Genomic DNA, 24,717 nt, shown 5'->3' on the forward strand with positions numbered 1-24,717 from the left:
TCACACCAAATTAAAATTGGTGGGCCGCTTTTTCATCGCTGATTGCGTCGAAATCGACTCAGAGAAATTATTTAGTTCACGAATTGGTAAACGGTTAGAGGACGTCCAACTGCTAAGTATTTAATGCTGGAAGATAGTTGACGTGTGTCGATTAAATAGTCTAAATATTTTTTTGTTGAAATTCGGGATAGCTTGGCCGCCTGTGCAGCATCTTGAACGGAAAAGGGCGCTTGTAAAGGTTGAATCGCTGTTAGCACACGTTCTAGTGACAATCGGGACAATCCCTTAGGCAGTGTTTGTGGTAACTGAGAGGATTGCGAAAAGGGAGTTGTAAATAATTGATCTAAGTCCTTTTGTGCCAGGGGACCCGTATTTTTAAGTGATTGGTGTATTTGCAAGAATTTGGTCACTGATTGTTCAAAGCGATCAAATGTAAAAGGCTTGATTAGATAGTCGAGGACACCATAGTCGATAGCTGTCTTAACATGGTCTGTATCATTTGCGGCCGTTAACATGATCACTTGGGGATGTATTTCAAGGCGCATTAACTCTGTCAAAACCTCACTGCCGGACAGTTTGGGCATATAGACGTCAAGCAACATGAGGTCCATTGGCTGTTGCTTTAGAATCGACAATGCGTGAGCGCCATTGTCGGTCTTTGTGAGACTTAGCTGGGCTGATGGAATAATCTTTTTTAGATATTGTTGATTAATCGTACTGACCATGGGATCGTCTTCCACAATTAAAACATTCATTATATTAGTCATCGCCCTTCGATTTTTGATTAGAGAGTGGTAATTCAACGTAAAAAGTAGTGCCTTGCGGTTGATTATTGGTCACAGATAGGTAGCCATCACGGGCATCAACGACCTGTTTAACGAGTACTAAACCGTAACCGCGATCTTGTCCCTTGGTTGAATAATGTTGTTCAAACATGTGAGCTTTAACTTCTTCTGAAATTCCGCATCCGTTATCTGTTACCTCAATGACTAGGATATTGCTTTCATCGTCATAATTAATTGACAAAGTGATTTCTGATTTAACGTTGTTATCGTTATTAACAGCGTCAATTGCGTTATCAATGAGGTTTCCAAGGACTTTAATTAGGTCCACACTTAGGGCTTCCGAGGCAACTTGTTTGGGAAGAAGGCTATCTGGTGTGATAGTAAAGGCGACTTGCTGTTCATGAGCTTGGTTTAATTTTCCCATGAGAAATCCAGCAACTGCTGGCGATTGGATATGATTGTTGAGGTTTCCGAATTGGGCTTGATAATCTGCTGACGTATTGGTAATGAATCGTTGAACTTCATCATATTGATGCAATTCGATTAGACCGGAAACGGCCTGAAGTTTGTTCATAAATTCATGTGTTTGCGCTCGAAGGGCCTGAATATATTGTGTTGTTCCAGCTAATTGGTCAGCCAGTAGTTGATATTCAGAACGATCACGTAATAATGCCATGCTACCTAGGCGTTTGCCAGCAGAAATCAGTGGACTCGTCGACACAATTAATTCTTTAGACTGTACTAATACGGATTCATTAATTGTGCTTTTTGAACCCTTAAACGTCTGACCAAATAGAGCGTCAAACAGGTCGTCGTCAAGTGGATTACCAATTGTCAGGGTCGGAAACAGCTCATTTGCGATATCGTTCGCTCTGATCAGCCGCCGTTGTTGATCAATTGCAATGAGACCCTCAGACATACTGTCATTGATAACGGATAATTCAGTCACACGAGTAGCGATTTCCTGGGGTTCCATTCCTAGTAACCGGCGACGAATATGGGTTCCTAGCAACCAAGCAGCGATGATGCCGATGATCAGGCCCAGTAATGATCCAATGACAATGGGCAACTCGGCAGACCGTGTTTCACTATTGATCGATTTTTCTGTTAAACCGACACAGACAATACCAATTTGTTGATGCTTAGCATTGTAAACGGGGGTAAAAATTCGGTAACCATTTCCTAGTACACCTGTTTCACGAGAAAAATGTGTTTGACCAGTTAGAGACTTGGTGGCATCTTTTGGAGAACTAAAACGATGACCAATGACGCGGGTGTCGGGATGTGAGTAACGAATTAAGCGACGGTTCATGACAACAATGAAATCGACATGAGTGGCTCGTTGAATTCGCTTGGTGTATCTCTGAATGTCGCCATGTGCCGATGGCTGTTTAGTCGTTAAATTATCTCTAACAACCGTACTTGTGGCAACAATTGTGGCTGTGCTGCGGATGTTTTGTTTAATGTTCCGTTGCTGCGTTTGGACAACGTTGTGTAGTACGAGAAGTGCAGCGATGGATAAAGAAGTTGCGACCGTTAATAAAACCACTAAGATGATCGTTGTGCGTAGCGACCATTTGCGATGGTTAGATTTTTTTTGCATGATGATTGATTGACTCCAGTTAAAATAGGTTGATACTATAATTATACAGGTGTGCTAGCCAGTTAAGACATCCGAACGGAAAATAATTGATGGTATTGAGCTTTGCTTCTGAACAAACAATCGTTGACTTTTTTGAGAAACACTATAAAATAGTAAGTAACTTTTAGGAAAGATCTCGACGTGTTTAATAATAACTATGTCAGGATCTAGGAGGTTTTTTAATGACACCAATGACAGATTTAAGTAATGCACAACTAGACGATATTATTAAAAAAGATGGCAAAGTGATGCTATTCTTTACCGCCACTTGGTGCCCTGATTGTGCTTTTATTAAACCAGTGATGCCGCAAATTGAATCCAAGTACGATCAATATCAATGGGTTCACGTGGATCGTGATGCAAATATCGACTTCGCTCAAGAACTTGGCGTCATGGGTATTCCAAGCTTTGTTGCGTTTGAAAACGGTAAGGAAATTGGTCGTTTTGCCAACGCTGATCGGAAGACACGTCAAGAAGTTGAAAGCTTCATTGATAAGTTGGAAGGACAACCGGCATAAGCGTGTCCAGAATTGAACAGTAACGATTAAGGTCAATGCCGCTTGTCGGGATTGACCTTTTTTGTAATTGTCGAGGAATGATTGATTATTTTAAGCATGGGGATTTAGATGGCATGTGATATGCTAATGACAATGAAGGCATTAGGGAGGCAGACATGATAATAACCACGAGTGATCACGTCAGGTTGGATTATACAGATGAGGGCGAAGGACAGCCGGTTGTTATTCTGACTGGCCTGGGCGGTGCAAAAGAAATTTGGCGCGCCCAGGTTTCAGCACTAGTTTCAGCTGGCTATCGGGTCATCAATGTGGACGCCCGTAATCAGGGCGCTTCGCAACATACTGCCAAAGGATTAAGAATTAGCCGCCACGGTATGGATCTTGCGGAAGTGATCGATAAATTGCACCTCGTAAAGCCTATCTTGCTGGGAAATTCGATGGGTGCAGCGACTATTTTTGCTTATTTGTCACTATTTGGGGATGCAAACGTCACCGCAGTGATTGATTTAGATCAAAGTCCCAAAATGATCAATGAGGCGGATTGGAAGTTTGGGTTTAAAGATGTAACTTGGGCTGACTTTCCAGACTTTTTTAGAATGCCGTTGGGACCGTCTACATTTAAGCATATTGACGATGATACGTATCAACTCGTAACGGCCGCTGCTACCACGCACCCATATGATGCAGCACTTAATGAACCATTTTTGTTTGATCATGCTTTTGCAGATTGGCGTGATGTGATTCGCCAGTTAAACGTGCCATTGTTAGTGATGGCGGGCGGCGAATCGCCATACTTTAATCCCGAATTTGCCGCTGTAACTGCTAAGATGGCAGCTCACGGTCAGTCAGTTATTATTCCGAATGCTGGTCATATCTTGATGGCAGAACAAAGTGCGGCAACCAATGCGGCATTGTTGAGTTTTCTGGAAAAACTACCACATGCATGATTCTCCGACAAACGGGGCCATCCGCTCTCTCTTAAGTTGAGCGAGTTATTTGGATAAATTAAAGCTATGTGATATTATGAGCAAACAATAAACTGTTCATCTTGCTTATAAGGGAGGCAGGTTAGCAATGGAGAAGACATTGAATTACGCTGAGCAGGTGCTGGCGGAAGCGCCAGATGGGCGGGATTACGAGTGGAAAACGGCGTATACCGGTCATCCCACAATGCCAATGCGCATTCGCCACGTGAATAATTGTGGTTTTGAATTTGAATTATCCCCTGCAGATTTTGCGGCAGGCAAGCGGTGTTATATTCATTTGCACTGTGGTTGGGTTAGTTCGAATTATTAGTTCCAATAAAGAGCGAGATTGTTAAATATCGTTTATTTAGATGGTAGACACAAAAAGCCAGTCCTCGGGCTTGAGGATTGGCTTTTTATATGGCGTGATACTGGTGTTGCTGGCAATTTTTATAAAACAGTACTTGCACCATCATCCCACGCATCAACGAGCGTGAACGTGACGTTATCGCTACCGCGAACCAATTTTGACACAGGGCAGCGACTTTCTGCGAGATCAAACCACGCCTGTGCGGTTTTACGGTCCACTTCTGATTCTGGAATGTAGACGTAAACGTCAACAAAGAATTGAAGACCGTGTGTATCATGAGCTTGATCAACGTCCACTCGTACCTTTGTTTGATGTTCATAACCATCACGTTTTTCAATGGCCTCAAAGGTAGCGTTCAAACAGGTAGCTAGGGCCATTCCCAGCAGTTGTTCAGGATTAGTCCCATTCGTGTCATCGTTTGTGTTCCGAATCTGTAGATCGACACGGTTTTTACCCTGAGCAAATGTGTGACCAGAAACGCCGTCTTCGTTAACAATTGTCGTATGATATGTTGTCCGTGGTCGTGCGTCTTTTTCCATTTTGTAGCCCTCCAAGCGAATTATATTAACAGCTTCATTTCACAGACTGACCAATAAAACAACAATCAATTAGCCTTACTGTTATTTCTAAGCCTGTTAAAATGTTTTAAAAAAATCCATCAATTTTGATATTTTTTAAAAGCGGTGTATATTAGAAACAGAATAAACGAAGGAGTGCACACATGGCGGATCAATTAGATGACGTATTAAAGTTGCATGCTTTACATAATGGGGTTCTTGGCATTGAGTCTGAAATGGCGATTAAAAATCGCTCGGATTTGGGCAAAGCGTACACACCAGGGGTTGCGACAATTTCAAAGATGTTGGCCAAAGATCCAAGTTTACGAGACCACTATACGTTAAGCGGCAAGCTGGTAGCCGTGGTTTCTGATGGTTCGGCTGTTTTGGGTCTTGGTAATATTGGTCCGGCCGGTGCACTGCCGGTTATTGAAGGTAAATCGTTACTATATAAAGACTTAGCGGGTGTTAACGCGTTGCCATTATCAGTTGCTCAGGTATCCACTGACGAATTCGTCAGCACGATTAAAAATATTGCTGGCAGTTTTGCAGGTATTCATTTAGAGGACATTGCAGCGCCAAGATGTTTTGAGATTGAAGACCGGTTAAGCAAAGAACTCAATATTCCGGTTTATCATGATGATCAAGAAGGAACTGCTATTGTGGTGATGGCCGGCCTTTTGAACGCAGCCAAGGTTGTGAATAAACCATTTAACGATTTGCACATTTTGATTAACGGAGCTGGTGCTTCGGGGATTGCAGTTGCTCGATTATTGTTTGCTGCAGGCGTGAAACACATTACACTAGCTGACATCCATGGTGTCGTTACACCTGATGATGACCGTTACAACAAATTTCAACGTGGTTTGGCGCGAGAATTGGGCACACAAACCACTGGCACCACATTGCAAGAAGGTATTAAAGGCCAAGATGTGTTTGTCGGATTATCTGACGCAAATGTGTTAACCGGTGATGATGTGCGCAATATGGCCGATCAGCCGATTATTTTTGGCCTGGCCAACCCAGTGCCTGAAATTGATCCAGCAGTTGCTAAAGAGGCCGGTGCAGCGGTTATTGCGACAGGTTCTAGTCAATATCCAAACCAGGTTAATAACATTTTGGTCTTTCCAGGATTATATAAGGGGTTACTGGCCAGTGGTCTTAAACACGTCACGTTTGTTTTAGAAGCAACAACGGCTAAGGCGCTCGCTAGCTTAGTAGAACATCCGACGGCAGATCATATTGTACCAGGAGTATTCGATGATGGGGTTGTTCAGACAGTTGCTAAGGCCGTTGTCGATTTTGCGAAATAATTTGTACGGGTAATCCGCTTTTTAAAGTTAAAAGATGCATTAAATTTAAAGACCGCTATTGGTGCAAAAGACGCTGATGGCAGTCTTTTGTTATTGACAAGTATCAATTAACGAACAAGACAAAATTGGCGGGTAGGCGTAAACTGTTAACCGTAATTTGAAGAGGAACGGAGAGAAAATCGTGGCAGAAGATATATTTTCAACTGGTGAACCCCAAACAATCGCTGATGTGTTGGCGAACAAAGATGAGCGCGTGGCACTTCAACAAAGTTTGATCGCCAAATATCCGGGAAGAACAGTGGTAGCCTTAAAAATGAATATTCCCGGACCAATTAAAAATAACAGTGACTTAGAAAAGTTGTTCAAAGCCGGTGATGCGCAGTTGAGAAGCATGATGACTCAACGCCAATATGTCATCATTGATGACGAACATTGGGACCGTCCAACAGGATCCGAAGCGTTTTATGTCGTTGATATGAAAGCCGATCAGGTCAAAAAATTGGCAGTTTCGTTTGAAGATGAGTTTACACTTGGCCGCTTATTTGATGCCGATGTACTGATGGGTGGGGACGGTGGTGCGCGAGCGTTATCCCGGACTAACTTTGGTTTGCCGGCGCGAACCTGTTTAGTTTGCGGTCGGCCGGCTAAAGATTGTGCTCGTTCGCGTCGCCACAGCGTGACAGAATTGCAGGCACACATTGCTGACATGTATACGACTTACTTTGGAGGACAGCTGCTATGACACTTGATTTGAGCGCTCAACAGTTGGCGTCAACACTTTCACAATTAGGTGAACGGGCGCTCCTTTATGAAGTAGCTGTGAATCCAAAGCCGGGGTTAGTTGATCCTGTTTCCGCTGGGCCACATCCTGATATGACGGTGTTTACTTTCATTGATAGTGCGACCAGTTTACAGGAATACTTGCACAAATGTGCGCTTGCGGGTCAGTATTTTGAACAAACGGAAGATAAACCACCTGAACTGTTCGGTCAGCTGCGACGTTTGGGACAGCGTGCCGAGCAGACGATGTTTGAAACGACGAATGGTGTGAACACACATAAGGGTGCGATCTTTTCATTGGGCGTATTAGTTGCGGCGACAGCACAGCAACTAACTGTTAATGGCAAATATGCGACAAATGAAGTTATTGCTATTACCAAGCAAATGCTTCAAGGATTAACTGAAAATGACTTCAAAAAGATCAAGGCGACTTCACCGGCGTTGCTAACAGCCGGTGAACGTCAATTTCTAAAGTATGGTAAGGCTGGTATTCGTGGTGAAGCGGAGGCGGGCTTCCCAACTGTGGTTGAACTAGCATTGCCATTTTTACGACAACGTCAGGGAACAACGATGGAACGTTTGCTTGATACATTAATGCGCATTGCCGGCAACACGGATGATTCAAATTTAATCAAACGGGCTGGTGACGCAAAAATCACTGATTGGATGCACGTTCAAAGTAATCATTATTTCGAATTAGGCGGCAGTCGAACATCAGCTGGTCAAGTTTTCTTAAAACAGCTGAACGAAATATTTTTGTCACGTAATTTGAGTCTCGGTGGCTCGGCAGATCTGCTTATTTTAACGATTTACTTTGCCCTGTTAGAGGGACAACTTCGTTAAGTTTGAAAATTAAAGAGGACACAGATCAAGCGATTACAATAATCGTCATTTGATCTGTGTCCTTTTATAGTTGCTAATAACAAAATGCTGATAAATAGGGTTATCTTTTGCCGAATCGCCATTCCGTTAAACCGTAAACAATGCCGCTAAGCACCGCTAGGCCCAACATTATGTTCATAACTGCAAAAGCACCGAACACAGTAGCAATCAATACACCAATCAATGTGAAAATAACAATCCACAATGCGATAAGCTGAACGGTTGTATTATGTTCTGCGTGTACGCCTTGCTGAGCTCCTAAAGTGGTACCCGCTCCTGCTGGCGTTGAATCAATAGCTTTTTCAGCATTATTTTTATCTGACATGATCAGACCTCCAGACATGTTTTTTTGATAAAACTAATTATATTATTAATTTAATGCTGTTGGCATTCAAAAGCAATCATCTGTTATTCTCCATTCGTTATAAATCTGACGCGGCGATAATAACTTTTTTATGGTAGAAAATCACTGTTGCGCCTTTAAGTCGTGATTCACACTATTAGCTAACCAGCGTGAATACAGCCAGTATCCGAGCCACGACACAATATACCAAGTGGCAAAGCCAACAAATGTGAGTGAAGTGCTAACTGTCGTCAAAGGCATCCAGTGAAAAATGCCGGCAAAGATCAGATAGATAATTGATGTAAACACAATAATCAACGCATATTTAATCACTGGTTTGATCGACAACCACTGTAGTAGGTTGACAAATGTGAGGCTTAAACAAAATAGCCACACCTCAAGAATCAGTTGACGAACGTGCGGTATTCGCGAAATCAGCAGGTTTAAAACGATAAAAAAATTACCAATTGAAAATGACGTGAGAAAATTTTTAAATAAGCTCATCATTTTTTGTTCCATAATGTAACCTCCAAAGCTGTTATTTACTTTTGTGATTGCAATGTTTTAATGCGTTGGCGTAATAAAGGGACAAATCGTCGCGAAACAGCGACTTGCTGACCTTTTTTTAAATGTGCCGTCATTGTTCCAGAAAAAGAAGCTACCAATGAGTCCAAGTACCTTAAATTGATGGTCGCGGACTGTGAGACTAAGGCAAAAGAAGGTTGTGTGAGTTTTTCCATCATTTTTGATAGGGCGCCACGAACATGGAAAATGTTGCTCGTTGTCGTGATCGTCAGGTCCTTATTCTGAACTTCAACTGTGATGATCTCTGCAATCTGAATAATGCTCATCCGACCGTTTTCGTGAATCACGATTTGATTGTCACCTTCGTTATATTCGGCAATGTAGCCAATCAAGTTAGTGACACTGTCCGTTTGCGCTCGGGCATAAACGACAACGGAAGTGTCGGATTGATCAATTTGTTTATACGTGACTTTCATATGAATCACCTCTATTTGATGAACTAAGCTTATTAAACGAGCGGCTTAAAAACAATGATTTGCGCGTGAACGGTTCGAAATCTGGTGAAAGTGGCAATGAAGTTCAAAAAGGGTGCATTTTGCCGTACCTGGGCATAGAATAATGTTATCAATTACTAGGAGGAAAGATTATGTCAGAGCGTTTATCAGGTAAGGTCGCCATTGTTACGGGTGCCGCTGCAGGAATTGGGCAAGCCATTGCTGAGGCTTTTGTTAAAGAAGGAGCCAAAGTTGTTGTGACCGCAGATCATAATGTTGATGGCGGGCAAAAGGTTGCCAGTAAATTAGGTGACGCAGGCCTGTTTGTTCAGCAGAATGTGGCCAAAGAGGATGATTGGAAAAAGGTTATCTCAGCGGCTGAAGATAAATTTGGAAAAGTTGACATTGTCGTCAACAATGCCGGTATTGGCGGTAAGAATGGCCCTGTTGAAGACTTATCATTAGCTGATTGGCAGCAAGTGATCGATGTAAACCTTACCGGGAATTTCCTAGGTGTTAAATATGGTATTCAGGCGATGAAGAAGAATGGTGGCGCAGGTTCAATTATCAACATTTCCTCAGTCGCCGGTCTCCGTGGCTTACCAATGGCAGCGGCATACTCTTCAAGTAAAGGTGGTACAAGACTGTTGACCAAGGCAGCGGCTCTATCTGCAGCCCATGAAGGATTGAAAGTGCGAATCAATTCTGTGCACCCAGGTTGGGTTGACACAGCAATCATTCCGGAAGAGGTTCGTGATTCTGTTGTTAAGACAATTCCAATTGGAGAAATGGGACAGCCGTCAGACATTGCCAATATCTGTGTTTTCCTGGGCTCTGATGAATCGAAGTATGCTACTGGCGCTGAATTTACAATTGATGGTGGACAAAACGCCTAAGTTTATTAAAATAGACCAATTAAGCGCTCTCTAAAAAACTAGAGAGCGTTTTTTCGTGTCGTAGTGATTTAAGGCTGATTAATGCCAGTGCACTGAACATTGAAATCAACGAATTTTGTTAATGACAATGTTGATTATGAAGACGCTGATAAAAGCTTCTTTCCGTGGCCTTAACCACAGATTGTGTAAATGCACTGGTTATGCCTTAAAAACGCATATTGTATGGTGCAATTTTTATTCATGAGTTAGGTAGACCACTTTAGATAATTGACACTGTTGCTAAATATTTAGGTGCCGCTACGCAAGGAGAAGTAACATTTTAAGCGCATTAGCAGAAGGCACACTTGTCGAATTTTGCTTTTAAATGTATATAACAATAACCCATTTTAAATAGTGATGTGCTGCCTATAATAGTTCTGCACAGCGCCTATTATTGATTGACACATTTTTATTTTCAATTCATATAAAATTGAGGTTTCCGTTTGGTTAAAGGGCTGTTATACTACACATATGACATGCTTAAACTTTTCTTAATGTTTTGAGCATAATTCAGACTACATGGGAAGTGCTGAGAATGGGAACAGAACAAAGTAATCGTGTTCTGGCTGCGATTGGGGCCGTTAGTGCCATTTTAGCAGCTGGTGGATCATCAGTATTTGCATCACAAATCAAGGCGCAAAAAAACGACGTACCGTTAGGTTATACGCGACACACGCATGTGCCACTACAATCGATAGAAACCTTAAATAAGGTTAAGGACGGTGCTGATCGTCAAACTTCTGTCATTTACAAGGGACATAATGCTGCACTGGACAACGTTAAAGTTCAAACAATGCAACCAGTTTTACGCACCGTCAACGTCCAAACGTCGCAACAGCATACATATGCAGTTAAAACCGGGGACAGTTTATGGTCGATTGCGGCCGCAGAGGACACCACTGTTGATGAACTGATGGCCAATAACCAACTCACTAGTTCTATTATTCACGTTGGTCAGAAGCTGTCCTTGGAGGCTTTGCAACCAACAAGTAGTGAAGCGTCAACAATGGATGCGTCGGCAGCGCCAAGTGAGGATAACAATACTCTCCAAACGCTCAACCTTGTGTCTGCAGTTGATACTAAAGTTGATCAAACCAAAGATGATAACGTCGTGCAAAGTGATGTTAAGTCAACCTCAACCGACCAAGTCGCTAATGCTAGTGCGGACAGTTTGAGTTCAACGGTTGTTACTTCTGCTGCGACATCAGCGACTGATTCGGTGTCTGTGTTATCTGCAAGCAAAAGTAAAGCCACGACATCTATAGCACCTACAAGCCAACAGACTAAGGCTGTTACGACTAACAATGTCATCTCAACTTTGGCAGCAGACAAAACGGTAACATCTCACGTTAGTTCAACAGCTACTTCAACACAGACCGCGACATTGAGCTCTTCAAAAGTAACGACCAGCAGTGCGGCAACGTCCGTTTCCAGTTCGACGTCGCAGTTGAAGAGTCAATCTAATAGTGACGTTTCAAACGTCGTAACATCCAATGCGACAACTAAGCGGGCGGTTTCCGTTTCTTCACAAGCAGCACCTGCTTCGTCGGCAGCTGTTCGGTCAACGCCTGATCAAGCATCGACGTCTACCCAAATGGATGAACCGGCCCAACCAACTAAGTCACAAGCTGCTGCAACGGAAGTCAGTGCGGCACCAACGCCATCTCAACCAAATTACACGGCGGATCAGTCAACACGGACAAAAGTTGTCCAGACTGCTGTTGATTATCAGAATCAACAAGTGCCATACGTTTGGGGTGGTGCATCAACTCAAGGTGCTGATTGTTCAGGACTTGTTCAACAGGCTTACGCATCGGCTGGTGTTTCGTTGCCGCACAATACTGTCGCGCAGGAGGCGTACTTTAACGCTCAACCTGTTAACGCCGCTCAGCCAGGTGATGTTTTGTTCTGGGGGCCACAGGGTGCAACTTACCACAACGCCATTGCAATTGGTGATAGTCAGTACATTGCCGCGCCTGAACCAGGTAAAAACGTGCAAACGTATACGATGGATGGTCAAAACTTTATGCCGAGTTTCTCGGGGAGTTTGCGCCAGTGAGATGTTTGGATAGTCCAACGATGCTGAAATAGATTGTTTGTAAGCGTCGCTAGTTATTTTGTATGACATTTAACTGATTGTCGAAATATGACAATTTGGAAACAAAATAATTATGAAGTCAGTTGAACGTTTTACAAGCATTGATTACAGTTCATTCCGATACAGATACAAATCCTTTTAGAACAAAATATTGTTATATACATTTTAAAACTCAAAATCAATTTAAAATGAGCACTGAAAAACTTCAAAAATGATGCAAAAAATCCTTGGTCAAAAGTGTTCACAGTTTGGCCGAAAGGTGTTATAGTCACTTATGAATTTGAAGGAGCTTTAATTGCTACCGTCATAATCTGGGTCGTCGACCTATAGTATGAAATGGAGTGTTAAAGATGAGTAACAAGTTAGAGATTCTTGAAGAATACCGCGAAGCTACACATGAATTAGCGGAACTTCAAGATGAATCGAGCGCGTCAACACATCGGATGGCATCGCATGATCAGATCGATTCCCTCAGGGGTAAGTGTGACCAACTGGATGCAATTCTCGAGGCCATGGACGCTGCTGAAGATTAATATGTAATCAAACAAAAAGGGTGATCGCCAGATTTTTTGGCGGTCATCCTTTTTGTTGCTTTAATTAAGTTTTCAGTACTTGCCAGATCGAAGTGCATCATGGATTGTGTTGGCAATTACGTTACGCCCAAGCAATTCGTCCTGCCATTCCCGCGGAAGTGACGTCAAGCCCCCTCGAACTGCTGCAAGACCGCCAGCGATACTGGCAATGGTGTCCGTGTCACCGCCAAGATTGATTGCGTTCAGGACAAGGTCATGATAATCGGTAAAGTGGTTGAGTAACCACCAGACGCTTTCTGTAGTGTCAACGACATAGCCGCTGGTGTTAAGCTGAGCGGCAGTCAGATTGTAAAAAGCAGGATCAAGAAGACGATTGTACTGAGGCAGTTCGCCGGCTAATTCAGTGCGGTTCTGGACGATTTGCTGAACATCTTGAACCGCTTGGGTGAGAAACTGCCTGGTCCAACCAGTTGATTCAATAAGCCTAGTTAAGAGCGCGGAATAAAGCAAGCAGGCGACTGTTGAACGAGCATGTCGATGCGTTAACTCAGCAACTCCGATAATTTGATCAACTAGATCTGGGCGGTTTGTTAACGTTTGACCTTCATCCAATTGGTGAATAGCCCATAATGCGACTGGTAACATACGCATAAGGGCGCCATTACCGTTGTTTTTGACATCAGCGCTACCAGCATCACGAGGATCATGCGTTTCACTGTAATGACGTAGTGCTTGACGAGTACCGTTACCGACGTCAAAAGTTTCATGAACAGGTGTGAAATCGGCATCGTTTAACCAGGCCATGAAGTTATTCATGACTGGTTCTAATGGAATAATGGTGTCAGTTGCATTAGCCGCAATCGCAGCTAGGGTAGCAAGCGTCATGCTAGTATCGTCTGACCACGTGCCGGGCAATGTTTGATAGGCGCCCATAAGCATTTCGTGCACCGGATTTTGTTGCAACTTTTCGTAACTTTTGAATTGTGTTGACTGACCAAGGGCGTCGCCGATAGCGATACCGTAAATGCCTGCAGTCAATGCTGCTGATGTATGGTTCATGTGCAAGACCCCCTCTGAGATTAGTAAGACTTCCCACGATGAAATGAATGATAAAAAATTTAATGATATTACTTAGAATGTCGGGTAGGAGCAAACCAAAATGGATACTGTTCGACGGAAAGATAAATATCGAAGAAACGATTACCCATCTCTTCACCGTCGACCTGACCGTATTCCAAGGACGATATTGTTAGATGCAAATGATCAGCCTGATAATGATGAACGTTTTTAAAATTCAGATGACGTCCAAAAGCCATCATAATAAACAAGAAAATGAATTTTGGCAAAATCATTTTTTCGGCGATAATGAGCGATAACTTTCGATCACGAACGTTTGCGATAGGCAAAATGGGAACGCCACCGCCAAAGTAGGGGTGGTTGCTAGTGGTCACCAAAAAGCCATTGTCAAAAATATCACGACGGTTACCAACATGAACTGTAACCGGAAAGGCGGTTTGCTGTCCCAGCACTTTGACGAGTTGTCCAATATAGGCCAGGCTGCCAAGGTGAAGACGGTTGAGCCAGTCTTTTTTTGTGCTGTGATTGGCGGCACTGACAATTGCTGCATCGAAACCAATGCCAACATTATTAACAAAATAGCGTTGCTCTTGTTGGGTCGTCTCTTCATAATGACCGATGTCCAATATTTCTGGTTCAGTAGCCGATAGGATCTGTTTTAACGCGTTTGAAGGGTTGCGGGATACTTGTGCACCTCGGGCAAAATCATTGCCAGAACCGGCAGGAATGTACGCTAATGGCAGAGGAGCTGCCACATCGACCTTTTTTAATCCATTTAGCGCTTGATTGAGAGTACCATCACCGCCGACGACCAAAACAATGTGTGAACCCATGGTGACATTTGCATGATGTTTCGCATACTGTTCAGCAAGAAGAATCGCATGTTCAGCATGTCTTGTTTCGTCCATTTGATATTCAATTCCCAGTTGATCCAGCTGTGGTTGAATCGTATGCCAAACGTTGTTTGCGTATCCGCGGCCAGCGTGACGGTTTAAAATGACGTAAAAGTGACGGGTCATAATAGTTCCTCTCAATATGAAACACTTTCTCTTTATTCAGTATACGAAATGAGCGACCAATGGAGTGGGGCCATTAGCAGTTGTTTAAGGTTTCTTAAAGAACATTGCCCATAAGAAAACCGGTTCTTCTGATGAAGAACCGGCAGCAATCAACGATTTTGCATCGCGTTGATTATTATTCGTTTGTTGCTTGTGTTTCAGCTTTGGCATTAACTTCGCGCCGTGCTGGTGAATTACGATGTGCGACAGCCTTTTTATGAGGTGTGTTTGTGCTGGTCATAATCAATTCTGGCAGAATCATCGGATGACGTTCAGTCTTCTCATACAAGAAACTTTGCAAGTCATCGATAATGGCTGTTCGAATCGAGGCTTCCGTTGCGTTATCATCGCGCATTGCACGACGAATCGTACGGAACACGCGCCGACGACCTTCATTAATCATGTCGCCAGATTCACGCATATAGACGAAACCACGACTGAGAAGGTCAGGGCCAGCCTGAATTTCCTTGTTTTTAAGATCAATTGTCGCAACAACGACAACTAATCCTTCTTCGGACAACATCTGACGGTCATGTAAGACGACGTTGCCGATGTCACCGACACCATTACCATCTACATACACATCGCCGGCGTTAAAGTGACCAGCGACACGGGCAGAATCAGCAGTGAGAGCCAACACATCACCGTTTTGCAGAATAAACGTGTGATCTTCTGGAACGTCACACAACTGCGCGAGTTGTGTATGAATCTTCTGCATTCTGTACTCACCATGGATTGGCATAAAGTACTTAGGCTTGATCAACCGAAGCATTAATTCCTGATCGACCTGGCCACCGTGTCCTGAAGTATGGATGTTGTTGACAGCACCATGAATAACTTCAGCACCGGCTTCTTCCAATTCGTTAATGACCCGGTTAACACTAGTTGTGTTACCAGGAATTGGGTTACTTGAAAAGATAACTGTATCATTTGGTTGAATTGAAATCTGACGGTGGGTGCCGTTAGCAATGCGTGATAGGGCGGCCATTGGTTCACCCTGAGAGCCAGTACACAAAATGAGTGTTTCATTCGCTGGAATATTGCGAAGCTCGGAAGCATCAACCAACACGTCGTCGGGGATGTTAAGGTAGCCGAGCTCACGACCGTTAACTAAGGCCGCTTCCATTGACCGACCAAACACGGCGATTTTCCGATGATGTTCAATGGCGGCTTCGGCGGCTTGTTCAATTCGTGAAATGTTTGAAGCGAAGGTAGCGAAAATGATTCGACCATCAATTTTATCAAACAACTTATGAATTGAATGGCTGACCCAACGTTCAGACTTAGTGAATTCTGGCCGTTCGGCATTCGTTGAGTCGGAGAGAAGACATAGGACACCTTCCTCGCCGAGCTTTGCCATTTTCTGCAAATTCGGTGCCGGCGTGTTGATTGGTGTGAGGTCAAACTTAAAGTCACCAGTTTGAACAATCGTCCCAGAAGGCGTCTTAACTGCGACACCAAGAGTATCGGGAATACTGTGGGTTGTTCTGAAGAACGAGACACTCGTCTTTCTGAACTTCAACACAGTGTCTTCGTCAATCTCGTGCAGTTCAGTTGTTTCGAGCAACCCATGTTCTTCCAACTTGTTTTTAATGAGCGCCATTGGAAGGGGACCTGCATAAATCGGTACATGAATTTGTTGAAGCAAAAATGGAATCCCACCAATGTGGTCTTCGTGTCCGTGAGTGATGACAAGCGCCTTAATTTTTGATTCGTTTTGTTTAAGGTAAGAGTAGTCCGGAATCACGTAATCAATTCCCAGCAATTCGTCTTCGGGGAACTTAATACCGGCATCAATCATGATGATTTCATCCTGAAATTGGACACCATAAGTGTTTTTCCCAATTTCGCCTAATCCACCAACTGCGTATACTGCGGTTTCGTTATTTTTAATATTGAGTTTTGCCATAAGCTAAAACTCCGTTAACTTGTAGTTGGCACCTTTTTGCTCATATTCCAAAGCGTTGCCTTCAAGTGGTTCTAAATATTCAACATTGTACTCAGTGTTAGCCTCAACGGTGCTCATTGCTTCGGCCTCATTATCGGCCTCAATGTATAATGAGTGAGTGTCTTCCCGTTTAGGGTTACGAACTTTTGATTCTTGATAATAAACTTTGAAAATCATGTGTAAAAATCTCCTATATAATGAATTTTTATTGTATGAAAAACAGAACCGTCACACCTAAGCGAGGCGGTTAACAAACGAAAAATTAAGGTGTTTTCTCCCGAACAGCGGTTGCGCGAACACAACATTTGAGTTCAATATTACCATAGCCGGCCCGCGATGTACACTCACACGGCGCATTGCCAGCGTATTCAGGCTCATTTGCAGGGGCATTCAATGGTTTAGAAAATCAGTTCCAGAAAATACGGATTGATTTACCGTCAGCTAGCGGTTACTGATGAGAAGATATGGTAAAATTAGGTGTAGAAACGGAGGGGTTCTGAATGAAACTGGCACTAATCATTATTATAGGAATTATCCTCGCATATTTAATTTATCATTATATTCATCGTCTGATTATTCGTCGGGCGACAAGCATTGTTCGTAATGATGCTCAGGCGACGACGGAAAGTGCTATGACAAGTGCACTGAATCAGTTGGCTGACGAACACACTTTGAACCAAAACCAAAATCATTTTACAGCGTCTGACACTGTGGCTGACGTGTGGGGTCGCGGCGTAATGGCCTTTGAGTTCAGCATGACTGCCGACAATTTGCAGGCAGATCAACTGCCCACTTTAAGGCGACCATTAAACAATGCGCTGGGAGAGTATGCGGTTAAAAATCATGTTAAACGGTTATCGACGAGCCATCCCACGTTTGTTGTGACTGACTTGTGGTTATTTGAGGGGCAATTGCACATTGATGTTGCCTATTTAATGAATGAATCTACCATTGAATATGTTCAGGATCTTAAACGACTTAACCCTTCAGAAAAAATGCCAGCCTCCAGTGCTGAAGAAAACCACTAGGGATAACCACTAGTAAGTCGCTTTTATATGTATAGTTAAAAACAAAAACCGCTTTGAACTAGCACGACTGCTAATTCAAAACGGTTTTTGTTAACTCAAATTTAATTATGATGTGCCGAGTTTTCACTCAGGTTGTCGTCAATTGTATTCAACATGGCCGACAAAGAGGTTAGTTCTGTACTGCTGAGACCTGCAAAGGTCAAATCATTAACACGCTGTAACTGATCATTTATTTTGTCAATCAAATGGGCACCGTCATCGGTGAGCAAAACGCGCCATGCTCGTCGATCCGTATCCGTTTTGACTTTGCGTACAAAGCCTAAGTTGATCAATTGGTCCAACCGTCGCGTAACGTTGCTTGGGCTGAGATAAATCCGTCTATATAACTGATCCTGTGTTAAACCGGTTTTGGCGTCGATCTTTAAAAGGAGATAATAATTGCTGGCCGAGAGATTAAGCGGCCGTAATTGATCGTCGAGCAACGCTGTTAGTTTTCTTGAGGCGGTGTTTAACTGGGCAATAAGGTCATCGTTTAATGGTGAAAATGCCATGATTGCTTACCTCCAGGTGTTTAACCAATCAACAGGGTGTTTTCTTCGGCCGCAAATGGTTGTTCCTTATTAATATGGTCATAAAATAGCACACCGTGCAGATGATCAATTTCATGTTGACAAACAATAGCGGGATAATTTTTCAACCGAACTTTGTGGTCGTTACCGTCAACATCTTGATAACGTAAAGTAATGCGATCAGCGCGCGGCACATAACCAGGTTTATCTTCATCAACTGATAGGCAGCCTTCACCTTCGGACAGTGCGCCAAGCTGAACAGATTGGCTAACAATGACGGGATTAATAATTACATCCTTAAAGACCGGGTTGTCTTGAGCTTCCTGGGCAGCCTTTAAGACATCATCATGATTATCTGGATCATCTGGTTCTACAGGTGAGGGTACCAGAACGGCTGCCATTTGAATGGAAACGTCCACTTGTGGGGCGGCTAAACCGACTCCTGCCCTGAGACCATACTTTTCAGCAAGGTCCGGATTTTGACTAACTTCCAGATATTCCATCATGTCCTTTGCAAGTTGTTGGTGTTCCTGACTTAGTGGAAAGGTGACCTTGTCAGCATACTTGCGTAAGGTAGGGTTACCATCCCGAATAATGTTGTCCATTAATATCACGTGCTGTTCCTCCTCATATACTACTAACAAATAGTGTACCATATGCTAGAAATTTCGGAACGGCTAAGCGTGAAGACGAATCAAAACAGAAGTCAAGTAATGGACGCAAAACACTGATGATTCAGCCTTTGAAAGCGGACATGTCCGTTAAGTAAGCTAACAACGCTTCGTGAAAACTAACGCAAAGAAAACTTATTTTAATGTTATTAAATTTGTTTTCAAAGTATAAAAATATTGCCATGTGAAACGTGAAAGGGTTATGAAAACGTGATTGCACATTTAATACGCTGGGAAAAAGTTCATGTAACAGCGTTTTATGTTTGATTGGTTGGTTGCTATACAAAAAGCCCCCAAAATGTTCAGAAACTTCACAAGTAAATGGATTGTGTCAAAGACTATTGTGAGATTTTTAACAATTATGAAACCCCTTGCAAACGATTTCTATATAGCGTTACAATTGTCGGTGAAAGATGAAAGCGCATACATTTGCTTGTTGCAAGTTTTAGACAGTGAGCGGATGGAAGCTGTCATCAAAAAAAGAAAGGAATGTGTGCATTATGGCAAACAACGATTCATCTAAGCCAATTGTAGACTTTGCTGCGATTAAGGAAAATCTCGGTAGTGAATACAAAATGGTTCAAGTTCTAGACGGTTCTGCCAAAGTTGTTAATCAAGAGGTGTTTGACTCATTTAGTGATGAACAACTGGTTGATTTCATGAAGAAAATGGTTTGGGAACGTGCTTTACATGAGCAAACCATGAGCTTTTCACGTCAAGGTCGGTTAGGGTTCTACGCTCCAACGGCTGGTGAAGAAGCCAGTGAAATGGGCAGTGTCTCAGCTTTTGAACCTCAGGATTTCTTGTTCCCGGCTTACCGTGACCTACCACAACTGATCCAACATGGTGGTTCAGTTGAAAAAGGCTTCTTATGGTCACGTGGTCATGTTAAGGGTAATCAGTATGATCCAAAGTATCGTGCATGGATGCCACAAATTATTATCGGTGCTCAATTCGTTGAAGCTGCCGGTGCTGCTTTAGGAATTAAGAAGAACGGTGAGAACAACGTTGCCTTTGTTTACACCGGTGATGGTGGGACTTCGCAAGGTGATACTTATGAAGGTTTGAACTTTGCCGGTGCCTTCCAAGCACCATTAGTTGCCATCATTCAAAATAACGGCTTTGCGATTTCTGTTCCACGGAAGAAGCAAACAGCTGCCACAACGTTGGCTCAAAAGGCTGTTGCTGCCGGAATGCCTTCTGTTCAGGTTGATGGGATGGATATCTTGGCTGTTTATTCTGTTGCTAAGGCTGCTCGTGAATACGCCGCAGCAGGCAATGGGCCAGTGTTGATTGAAACCTTAACTTACCGTTACGGTGCCCACAGCTCAGCTGGTGACGATCCTTCACGGTACCGTACTAAGGAAGAAGAAAAACCTTGGCACGATAACGACCCATTAATCCGTTTGCGTAAGGTACTAGAAGACAAAGGACTTTGGTCCGATCAACAGGAAAGTGACTATGTTGACGAATGCAAGACGCAGTTCAAGGCTGACTTGAAAGCTGCCGATGCAGAACCTAAACAAACAAATGTTGAAATGTTAAAGAACACGTTCGAAGTACCAACTCCGAACATCAAGGCACAAATTGCCGAATTTGAAGCAAAGGAGTCGAAGTAATCATGGCTACGAAAACTTATATTCAAGCGATTACTGACGGACTTGATCAGGTCCTAAGCGACGATGACAAGACGTTAATCTTCGGTGAAGATGTCGGTAAAAACGGTGGTGTTTTCCGTACCACTCAAGGATTACAAGACAAGTACGGTGAAGACCGGGTATTTGACACACCATTGGCTGAATCAGGTATTCTTGGTTTAGCAATGGGATTAGCAGCAACTGGTTGGCGGCCACTTCCTGAAATCCAATTTATGGGTTTCACATTTGAAGCTGTTGACTCCATTGCTGGTCAAATGTCACGGACACGGTTCCGTTTCGGTGGCGAAAAGAATATGCCAATCACGATTCGGACACCATTTGGTGGTGGGACACACACCGCTGAAATGCACTCAGATAACTTGGAAAGCTTCTTCACTGACGTTCCTGGATTGCGTGTGGTAACACCTTCCAATCCTTATGATGCAAAGGGCTTGATTATTTCAGCTGTTGAAAACAACGACCCCGTATTGTTCATGGAAAACTTGAAGTTGTACCGTTCCATGAAAGCTGAAGTGCCAGACGACAAGTACACGGTTCCGTTGGACACTGCCAAAGTGGTTCGCGAAGGAACTGATATCACCGTTGTTGCTTACAGTGCTGAAGTTAATGAAGCACTGAAAGTAGCTGACAAATTAGCTAAGGAAAACATTTCAGTTGAAGTTATCGATTTGGTTTCCCTATCACCAATTGACACAGACACAATCTTCAAGTCAATCGACAAGACGCATCATGTTGTGATGGTTCAAGAAGCACAACGGATGGCTGGTGTCGGTGCGACAGTCGTATCTGATATCGCTGAAAACGACATTCTTTCATTGGACGCCCCAATTGGACGGGTAGCCGCTCCAGACAGCATTTACCCATTTGCTTTGGCTGAAGACGACTGGATTCCGGATGCCGCTGAAATTGAAGCAAAGGTTCGTGAAATCCTCACATACTGATACTGACGTTTGATAATCAGATCAGACGGGTTTACCCGTAAATTCGATGAAAGGAAGATATTCCATGTCCTACAAATTCAAATTGCCAGAACTTGGTGAAGGAATGGCCGAAGGTGAAATTGCTGCCTGGGATGTTAAGGAAGGCGACAAGGTCGCTGAAGATGACACCCTGGTAGAAATTCAAAACGATAAGTCCGTTTCAGAATTACCATCACCAGTTGCTGGTACTGTTAAAAAGATTTATATGCAAGCAGGTGAAACTGCTAAAATTGGCGATCCATTAGTTGAGATTGATGATGGTTCACCTGACACCCCTGATGATGACGCTGCGCCTGCAGCACCAGCAGAAGCTTCTGCTGCGCCTGAAAGTGCTACACCAGCTCCAGAACCTGCTGCCACACCAGCGGCAGCTGCACCAGCCGCTCCAGCTACAGGTGCCAACCCGAACCCTGTATTGAGCAACCCAAGTAAACTTGTGTTGGCAATGCCATCGGTTCGTCAATATGCTCGTGACAACAATGTCGATATCTCGATTGTTGCCCCAACTGGCAAGCATGGTCAGGTATTAAAGAGTGACGTTGATGCCGCTAAGAATGGTGCAGCACCAGCTGCAACCACGGCTGCACCAGCTGCAGCAAGTGCTCCTGCTGACACTGCCGCAGCTCCAATCAAGCCATACGTTTCAGCAACGCCTGATCTTGAAACACGTGAACCAATGTCAATGACACGGAAGGCTATTGCTAAAGCAATGGTTACCTCCAAGCACACTGCACCACACGTAACTTCATTTGATGATGTCGATGTGACTGCATTGATGGCTAACCGGAAGAAGTACAAGGCGATTGCCGCTGACCGTGACATCCACTTGACCTTCTTGCCGTATGTTGCCAAAGCTTTGGTTGCCGTCTTAAAGGACTTCCCAACCTTAAATGCGTCAATTGATGACAGTACTCAAGAAATTGTTTACAAGCACTATTACAACATTGGTATTGCTACGGACACACCACATGGTCTGTATGTACCAAATGTTAAGAATGCTGATTCCAAGGGTATGTTTGAAATTGCTAAAGAAATCACTGATAACACCCAGAAGGCTCAAGACAACAAGCTGTCAGCTGCTGAGATGTCCGGTGGTTCTATCACCATTAGTAACGTTGGTTCTATCGGTGGTGGCTGGTTTACACCAGTTATTAACTACCCAGAAGTTGCGATCCTTGGTGTTGGTAAGATTGCTAAAGAACCATATGTCAACGACGATGGTGAAATCGTTGTTGGTAACATGTTGAAGCTGTCACTGAGTTATGACCACCGTTTGATTGATGGTGCAACTGCACAACGCGCATTGAACGAGTTGAAGCAATTGTTGCACGACCCAGACATGCTGTTAATGGAGGGATGATTTAACAATGGCTGATGTAGAACAAAAAGACACGGTGATTATTGGTGCAGGCCCCGGTGGTTATGTTGCCGCTATTCGGGCGGCCGAACTTGGTCAACAAGTGACGGTAGTTGAACAATCAGAAACACTCGGCGGTGTTTGTTTAAACGTCGGTTGTGTTCCTTCAAAGGCGTTAATTCAAGCTGGCCACCGTTTGCAAGAAGCAAATGATGCCTCAACTTACGGCATTACAACAGCTGGTCCAGCCACAATCGATTTTGCTAAAACGCAAGAATGGAAGCAAAAGAAGGTTGTTGACCGGATGACCAGTGGGGTTGCCATGTTGCTGAAAAAGCACAAGGTTGAAGTGATTCGCGGTGAAGCCACACTAGACAGTGACACACTATTACGTGTTATCGCTCCTGGACCAAAGCAGTTCATGAGCCGTGACACAGGTCGGACACTGGCTTTCAAAGACTTGATCATTGCATCAGGTTCACGACCAGTCGAAATTCCTAACTTCAAATTTGAAGGTCGGGTTATCGATTCAACTGGTGGTCTGAACTTACCAGAAATCCCTAAGGAATTGGTGGTTATTGGTGGTGGTTATGTCGGAACTGAATTAGCTGGTGCCTATGCAAACCTCGGCGCTCACGTAACGATTCTTGAAGGCACACCATCGATTCTGCCTAACTTTGAAAAAGACATGGTTTCATTAGTGCTTAAGAACTTGAAGGCTCATAAAGTTGATGTTATTACGAGCGCGATGGCTAAGAAGTCTGAACAAGATGACAACTCTGTGACTGTCACCTATGAAGTTGATGGCAAGGCTCAAACAATCAAGGCTGACTACTGCATGGTCACTGTTGGTCGCAAGCCTAACACAGACAACCTTGGGCTTGAATTTACGGATGTTAAGACTGACAAACGTGGTTTCATTGAAGTCGATGATCAAGGTCGGACAGCTTCTCCGCATATCTACGCAATCGGTGATATTGTGAACAATGGTCCAGCATTGGCGCACAAAGCCTTCTTCAATGGTAAGGTTGCCGCTGGTGCAATCGCAGGTCATCACACTGCAAATGATTATGTAAGTGTTCCTGCCGTTTGTTTCGCAGACCCTGAATTGGCCACGGTTGGGTACACCCAGGCTGAAGCCAAGGATGCTGGTTTGGAAGTTAGCACCGCTAAGTTCCCATTTGCTGGGAATGCGCGGGCGGTTTCAATGGATCAAGCAGATGGATTCGTTCGTTTGGTCACAACTAAGGAAGACAACACCCTTGTTGGTGCACAGGTTGTTGGCCCAGATGCCAGTGATTTAATCGCCGAATTAAGTTTGGCAGTTAACTCACACATGAATGCCGAAGACGTTGCTTTGACCATTCACCCACACCCAACTTTGAGTGAACCGATTCAAGAAGCTGCGGATATCGCAATCGGTTTCCCAACTCATATCTAACATCGTAATGCACACATCATTACTGAAAAAGAGGCTGGTAACAGCCTCTTTTTTTGCGGAAAATAATGCAGATAACTGATTGTGCTCACCAATTTTGTGGATTGTGTAGTGCAATTACGGTCTCATGCACTGATTTACTTGATATTCGGAGCGGCTTGGGTAAAATTATGGTAAACATAAACTAATATTT

26 protein-coding genes are annotated in these 24,717 nt (G+C 43.6%); 14 read left to right on the forward strand and 12 right to left on the reverse strand.

Annotation, left to right across the window (positions count from 1 at the left end):
- Positions 1-71 precede the first annotated feature (71 nt).
- Entirely contained in the window at positions 72-767 is a 696-nt protein-coding gene (locus GB993_RS03030; protein ID WP_347877341.1) for a response regulator, read from the reverse strand.
- Entirely contained in the window at positions 760-2,388 is a 1,629-nt protein-coding gene (locus GB993_RS03035) for an ATP-binding protein (RefSeq protein ID WP_161003049.1), read from the reverse strand. The genes GB993_RS03030 and GB993_RS03035 overlap by 8 nt, the downstream gene beginning before the upstream one ends.
- A 221-nt stretch (positions 2,389-2,609) precedes the next feature.
- Here GB993_RS03035 and GB993_RS03040 point away from each other — a divergent pair, with 221 nt between their 5' ends.
- The 3 genes from GB993_RS03040 to GB993_RS03050 all read left to right on the forward strand — a co-directional run bounded on the left by GB993_RS03040 (position 2,610) and on the right by GB993_RS03050 (position 4,241).
- Positions 2,610-2,945: a thioredoxin family protein gene (locus GB993_RS03040; RefSeq protein WP_161003050.1), complete on the forward strand. Its 336-nt coding sequence runs from the start codon at positions 2,610-2,612 to the stop codon at positions 2,943-2,945.
- Between the two features lie 155 nt (positions 2,946-3,100).
- Positions 3,101-3,892, forward strand: coding sequence for an alpha/beta fold hydrolase (locus GB993_RS03045; protein WP_161003051.1), 792 nt, complete (start codon positions 3,101-3,103; stop codon positions 3,890-3,892).
- A gap of 127 nt (positions 3,893-4,019) precedes the next feature.
- Positions 4,020-4,241: a hypothetical protein gene (locus tag GB993_RS03050; protein ID WP_161003052.1), complete on the forward strand. Its 222-nt coding sequence runs from the start codon at positions 4,020-4,022 to the stop codon at positions 4,239-4,241.
- 119 nt (positions 4,242-4,360) lie between these two features.
- Here the strand turns inward: GB993_RS03050 and GB993_RS03055 are convergent, their stop codons facing one another.
- A complete protein-coding gene (locus tag GB993_RS03055) occupies positions 4,361-4,819 on the reverse strand; it encodes an OsmC family protein (RefSeq protein WP_017262063.1) in 459 nt (152 codons plus the stop codon).
- A gap of 182 nt (positions 4,820-5,001) precedes the next feature.
- Here GB993_RS03055 and GB993_RS03060 point away from each other — a divergent pair, with 182 nt between their 5' ends.
- The 3 genes from GB993_RS03060 (at position 5,002) to citG (ending at position 7,773) form a co-directional block, all read left to right on the forward strand.
- The gene (locus tag GB993_RS03060) at positions 5,002-6,150 is read left to right on the forward strand and encodes an NAD(P)-dependent malic enzyme (RefSeq protein WP_161003053.1); all 1,149 of its coding nucleotides are present in this window, start codon (positions 5,002-5,004) and stop codon (positions 6,148-6,150) included.
- A 178-nt stretch (positions 6,151-6,328) separates the two neighbouring features.
- A complete protein-coding gene (gene citX, locus GB993_RS03065; protein WP_161003379.1) occupies positions 6,329-6,892 on the forward strand; it encodes a citrate lyase holo-[acyl-carrier protein] synthase in 564 nt (187 codons plus the stop codon).
- A complete protein-coding gene (gene citG / locus GB993_RS03070; RefSeq protein ID WP_161003054.1) occupies positions 6,889-7,773 on the forward strand; it encodes a triphosphoribosyl-dephospho-CoA synthase CitG in 885 nt (294 codons plus the stop codon). Before citX ends, citG begins: the two co-directional genes overlap by 4 nt.
- A 100-nt stretch (positions 7,774-7,873) precedes the next feature.
- Here the strand turns inward: citG and GB993_RS03075 are convergent, their stop codons facing one another.
- The 3 genes from GB993_RS03075 to GB993_RS03085 form a co-directional block, all read right to left on the reverse strand.
- The gene (locus GB993_RS03075; RefSeq protein WP_161003055.1) at positions 7,874-8,137 is read right to left on the reverse strand and encodes a DUF2207 domain-containing protein; all 264 of its coding nucleotides are present in this window, start codon (positions 8,135-8,137) and stop codon (positions 7,874-7,876) included.
- A gap of 141 nt (positions 8,138-8,278) precedes the next feature.
- The gene (locus GB993_RS03080) at positions 8,279-8,674 is read right to left on the reverse strand and encodes a hypothetical protein (RefSeq protein WP_161003056.1); all 396 of its coding nucleotides are present in this window, start codon (positions 8,672-8,674) and stop codon (positions 8,279-8,281) included.
- A 23-nt stretch (positions 8,675-8,697) separates the two neighbouring features.
- Positions 8,698-9,156, reverse strand: a complete 459-nt coding sequence (locus tag GB993_RS03085; protein WP_161003057.1) for a LytTR family DNA-binding domain-containing protein — start codon at positions 9,154-9,156, stop codon at positions 8,698-8,700.
- A 170-nt stretch (positions 9,157-9,326) separates the two neighbouring features.
- On the opposite strand from GB993_RS03085, the gene GB993_RS03090 reads away from it, so the two are divergent.
- The 3 genes from GB993_RS03090 to GB993_RS03100 all read left to right on the forward strand — a co-directional run bounded on the left by GB993_RS03090 (position 9,327) and on the right by GB993_RS03100 (position 12,740).
- On the forward strand, positions 9,327-10,070 hold the full coding sequence (locus tag GB993_RS03090) for a glucose 1-dehydrogenase (RefSeq protein ID WP_161003058.1): 744 nt from the start codon (positions 9,327-9,329) through the stop codon (positions 10,068-10,070).
- A gap of 574 nt (positions 10,071-10,644) precedes the next feature.
- Positions 10,645-12,168 (forward strand): C40 family peptidase, encoded by a 1,524-nt coding sequence (locus GB993_RS03095; RefSeq protein ID WP_161003059.1) that lies wholly within the window; start codon positions 10,645-10,647, stop codon positions 12,166-12,168.
- A gap of 389 nt (positions 12,169-12,557) precedes the next feature.
- Complete coding sequence (locus GB993_RS03100; protein ID WP_017262054.1) at positions 12,558-12,740, forward strand: hypothetical protein; 183 nt, start codon at positions 12,558-12,560, stop codon at positions 12,738-12,740.
- 72 nt (positions 12,741-12,812) lie between these two features.
- On the opposite strand, the gene GB993_RS03105 is transcribed toward GB993_RS03100, so the two are convergent.
- From GB993_RS03105 to GB993_RS03120, 4 genes are all read right to left on the reverse strand, one after another.
- Positions 12,813-13,799 (reverse strand): ADP-ribosylglycohydrolase family protein, encoded by a 987-nt coding sequence (locus GB993_RS03105; RefSeq protein WP_161003060.1) that lies wholly within the window; start codon positions 13,797-13,799, stop codon positions 12,813-12,815.
- A gap of 68 nt (positions 13,800-13,867) precedes the next feature.
- Entirely contained in the window at positions 13,868-14,836 is a 969-nt protein-coding gene (locus GB993_RS03110) for a diacylglycerol/lipid kinase family protein (protein ID WP_161003061.1), read from the reverse strand.
- A gap of 175 nt (positions 14,837-15,011) precedes the next feature.
- Complete coding sequence (gene rnjA / locus GB993_RS03115; RefSeq protein WP_161003062.1) at positions 15,012-16,784, reverse strand: ribonuclease J1; 1,773 nt, start codon at positions 16,782-16,784, stop codon at positions 15,012-15,014.
- Positions 16,785-16,787: 3 nt separating this feature from the next.
- Positions 16,788-17,000 carry a DNA-directed RNA polymerase subunit epsilon gene (locus GB993_RS03120; RefSeq protein WP_017262050.1) on the reverse strand — a complete coding sequence of 71 codons (213 nt, stop codon included), beginning with the start codon at positions 16,998-17,000 and terminating at the stop codon, positions 16,788-16,790.
- A 323-nt stretch (positions 17,001-17,323) separates the two neighbouring features.
- Between GB993_RS03120 and GB993_RS03125 the strand changes: the two genes are divergently transcribed.
- Positions 17,324-17,851, forward strand: coding sequence for a hypothetical protein (locus GB993_RS03125; RefSeq protein WP_161003063.1), 528 nt, complete (start codon positions 17,324-17,326; stop codon positions 17,849-17,851).
- A 101-nt stretch (positions 17,852-17,952) separates the two neighbouring features.
- On the opposite strand, the gene GB993_RS03130 is transcribed toward GB993_RS03125, so the two are convergent.
- Together GB993_RS03130 and GB993_RS03135 are read right to left on the reverse strand one after the other, a co-directional pair.
- Positions 17,953-18,402 (reverse strand): MarR family winged helix-turn-helix transcriptional regulator, encoded by a 450-nt coding sequence (locus GB993_RS03130; RefSeq protein ID WP_161003064.1) that lies wholly within the window; start codon positions 18,400-18,402, stop codon positions 17,953-17,955.
- A gap of 20 nt (positions 18,403-18,422) precedes the next feature.
- Positions 18,423-19,034: a peptide deformylase gene (locus GB993_RS03135; RefSeq protein WP_161003065.1), complete on the reverse strand. Its 612-nt coding sequence runs from the start codon at positions 19,032-19,034 to the stop codon at positions 18,423-18,425.
- 557 nt (positions 19,035-19,591) lie between these two features.
- Here GB993_RS03135 and pdhA point away from each other — a divergent pair.
- The 4 genes from pdhA (at position 19,592) to lpdA (ending at position 24,527) form a co-directional block, all read left to right on the forward strand.
- On the forward strand, positions 19,592-20,710 hold the full coding sequence (pdhA, locus tag GB993_RS03140) for a pyruvate dehydrogenase (acetyl-transferring) E1 component subunit alpha (protein ID WP_017262045.1): 1,119 nt from the start codon (positions 19,592-19,594) through the stop codon (positions 20,708-20,710).
- Between the two features lie 2 nt (positions 20,711-20,712).
- Positions 20,713-21,690, forward strand: coding sequence for an alpha-ketoacid dehydrogenase subunit beta (locus GB993_RS03145; RefSeq protein ID WP_017262044.1), 978 nt, complete (start codon positions 20,713-20,715; stop codon positions 21,688-21,690).
- Between the two features lie 64 nt (positions 21,691-21,754).
- Positions 21,755-23,089, forward strand: a complete 1,335-nt coding sequence (locus GB993_RS03150; RefSeq protein ID WP_161003066.1) for a 2-oxo acid dehydrogenase subunit E2 — start codon at positions 21,755-21,757, stop codon at positions 23,087-23,089.
- Between the two features lie 7 nt (positions 23,090-23,096).
- Positions 23,097-24,527, forward strand: coding sequence for a dihydrolipoyl dehydrogenase (gene lpdA / locus GB993_RS03155; RefSeq protein WP_161003067.1), 1,431 nt, complete (start codon positions 23,097-23,099; stop codon positions 24,525-24,527).
- Positions 24,528-24,717 lie beyond the last annotated feature (190 nt).

Source organism: Furfurilactobacillus milii, from assembly GCF_009864005.1.
Taxonomy (GTDB): domain Bacteria; phylum Bacillota; class Bacilli; order Lactobacillales; family Lactobacillaceae; genus Furfurilactobacillus; species Furfurilactobacillus rossiae_B.

Bases quoted from the DNA above. Each gene is read 5' to 3' on its own strand.
- GB993_RS03035 (WP_161003049.1), bottom strand. From the start codon at position 2,388: ATGCAAAAAAAATCTAACCATCGCAAATGGTCGCTACGCACAACGATC.
- GB993_RS03110 (WP_161003061.1), bottom strand. From the start codon at position 14,836: ATGACCCGTCACTTTTACGTCATTTTAAACCGTCACGCTGGCCGCGGA.
- GB993_RS03050 (WP_161003052.1), top strand. From the start codon at position 4,020: ATGGAGAAGACATTGAATTACGCTGAGCAGGTGCTGGCGGAAGCGCCA.
- GB993_RS03075 (WP_161003055.1), bottom strand. From the start codon at position 8,137: ATGTCAGATAAAAATAATGCTGAAAAAGCTATTGATTCAACGCCAGCA.
- GB993_RS03150 (WP_161003066.1), top strand. From the start codon at position 21,755: ATGTCCTACAAATTCAAATTGCCAGAACTTGGTGAAGGAATGGCCGAA.
- citG (WP_161003054.1), top strand. From the start codon at position 6,889: ATGACACTTGATTTGAGCGCTCAACAGTTGGCGTCAACACTTTCACAA.
- GB993_RS03120 (WP_017262050.1), bottom strand. From the start codon at position 17,000: ATGATTTTCAAAGTTTATTATCAAGAATCAAAAGTTCGTAACCCTAAA.
- GB993_RS03125 (WP_161003063.1), top strand. From the start codon at position 17,324: ATGAAACTGGCACTAATCATTATTATAGGAATTATCCTCGCATATTTA.
- rnjA (WP_161003062.1), bottom strand. From the start codon at position 16,784: ATGGCAAAACTCAATATTAAAAATAACGAAACCGCAGTATACGCAGTT.
- GB993_RS03040 (WP_161003050.1), top strand. From the start codon at position 2,610: ATGACACCAATGACAGATTTAAGTAATGCACAACTAGACGATATTATT.
- GB993_RS03045 (WP_161003051.1), top strand. From the start codon at position 3,101: ATGATAATAACCACGAGTGATCACGTCAGGTTGGATTATACAGATGAG.
- GB993_RS03055 (WP_017262063.1), bottom strand. From the start codon at position 4,819: ATGGAAAAAGACGCACGACCACGGACAACATATCATACGACAATTGTT.
- GB993_RS03085 (WP_161003057.1), bottom strand. From the start codon at position 9,156: ATGAAAGTCACGTATAAACAAATTGATCAATCCGACACTTCCGTTGTC.
- pdhA (WP_017262045.1), top strand. From the start codon at position 19,592: ATGGCAAACAACGATTCATCTAAGCCAATTGTAGACTTTGCTGCGATT.
- GB993_RS03090 (WP_161003058.1), top strand. From the start codon at position 9,327: ATGTCAGAGCGTTTATCAGGTAAGGTCGCCATTGTTACGGGTGCCGCT.
- lpdA (WP_161003067.1), top strand. From the start codon at position 23,097: ATGGCTGATGTAGAACAAAAAGACACGGTGATTATTGGTGCAGGCCCC.
- GB993_RS03080 (WP_161003056.1), bottom strand. From the start codon at position 8,674: ATGGAACAAAAAATGATGAGCTTATTTAAAAATTTTCTCACGTCATTT.
- GB993_RS03100 (WP_017262054.1), top strand. From the start codon at position 12,558: ATGAGTAACAAGTTAGAGATTCTTGAAGAATACCGCGAAGCTACACAT.
- GB993_RS03145 (WP_017262044.1), top strand. From the start codon at position 20,713: ATGGCTACGAAAACTTATATTCAAGCGATTACTGACGGACTTGATCAG.
- GB993_RS03105 (WP_161003060.1), bottom strand. From the start codon at position 13,799: ATGAACCATACATCAGCAGCATTGACTGCAGGCATTTACGGTATCGCT.
- GB993_RS03030 (WP_347877341.1), bottom strand. From the start codon at position 767: ATGACTAATATAATGAATGTTTTAATTGTGGAAGACGATCCCATGGTC.
- GB993_RS03095 (WP_161003059.1), top strand. From the start codon at position 10,645: ATGGGAACAGAACAAAGTAATCGTGTTCTGGCTGCGATTGGGGCCGTT.
- GB993_RS03060 (WP_161003053.1), top strand. From the start codon at position 5,002: ATGGCGGATCAATTAGATGACGTATTAAAGTTGCATGCTTTACATAAT.
- GB993_RS03130 (WP_161003064.1), bottom strand. From the start codon at position 18,402: ATGGCATTTTCACCATTAAACGATGACCTTATTGCCCAGTTAAACACC.